The 1,068-nt window shown below is 41.7% G+C and carries 3 protein-coding genes; all 3 read right to left on the reverse strand.

The window, feature by feature from the left end:
• A partial coding sequence (locus A3M5_RS24625; protein ID WP_286130585.1) for an urease accessory protein UreF occupies window positions 1-345 on the reverse strand: 345 nt, incomplete at its 3' end.
• A gap of 125 nt (window positions 346-470) precedes the next feature.
• Window positions 471-803, reverse strand: coding sequence for an urease accessory UreF family protein (locus tag A3M5_RS26620; RefSeq protein ID WP_082193878.1), 333 nt, complete (start codon window positions 801-803; stop codon window positions 471-473).
• Window positions 790-1,068, reverse strand: a 279-nt coding sequence (locus A3M5_RS0108400; RefSeq protein ID WP_026221638.1) for an urease accessory protein UreD, incomplete at its 5' end; no start/stop codon positions are given. The genes A3M5_RS26620 and A3M5_RS0108400, both read right to left, overlap by 14 nt.

Genomic DNA, 1,068 nt, shown 5'->3' on the forward strand with positions numbered 1-1,068 from the left:
CAACAAGTTTCCATAAAAGGAACTGTCGTTATCTTCCTGTAAATTTTTCACACCGATCAATAGCGATCTACCCGTTTTCATACTAGCCTCGAATAACTCCTTGGCAGGTTTTGCAGCCGTATACAATTCCTGAAGCTCGGCCAATCTAACTGAATCATCCTGTAAAGTAGCCTCATACGCCTCTTTGACAAATACAGCGTCTAAATGAATGTTTACTTCAAGTATGGTTTGCAAAACACTCTCTACTTCTGCCGCTGTATTGATACGGTAGGTATGAATATAGGTTTCAAGACCGTAAGAGTGGTTAAAGCTACCTGTTGGAAATGTTCCTCCAGACAGTTGCAACCATGTAAGTAAACTTGATGTTTGCTTATTTCCGGATATAAGGCAACTCCCCTTTCAACAAGTTTTCATAAATGGAGCTGTTATTGTTGTCGTCATGTAAATTTTCCACACCGATCAATAGCGATCTACCCGTTCAATAGCGATCTACCCGTTTTCATACTAGCCTCGAATAACTTGGCAGGTTTTCCAGCCATATACAATTCCTGAAGCTCGGCCAATCTAACTGAATCATCCTGTAAAGTAGCCTTATACGCCTCTTTGACAAATGCAGCGTCTAGACGAATGTTTACTTCAAGTATAGTTTGCAAAACACTCTCTACTTCTGCCGCTGTATTGATACGGTAGGTCTGAATATAGGTTTCAAGATCGTAAGAGTGGTTAAAGCTATCTGTTGGGAATGCTCCTCCAGACAGTTGCGACCATGTAGGTAAACTTGATGTTTGCTTATTTCCGGATATAGGGCAACTCCCCTTTCAACATTAGCGGTCTCATAAAAGACCAAACGTCATTAAACAATTCTGTCATCTCTTCGTAGTTCGAACTAAGTGCTTTAATCGTAATGACACCACTTGGATGCAGCGAACACCCTGAACGAACACTCGCTCTGTCCTTTGTTGATAAATACTCCTGAAGCCCTGCAATGTTATCGGCCTTACCTTGACCGGCATATAAGTACAAGTTTCCCCAATGGGAGTATCCTTCTAAATAACCAAGCCGCGCGAA

The sequence above is a fragment of the Bacillus sp. 37MA genome, from assembly GCF_000372765.1.
GTDB lineage: Bacteria > Bacillota > Bacilli > Bacillales > Domibacillaceae > Domibacillus > Domibacillus aminovorans.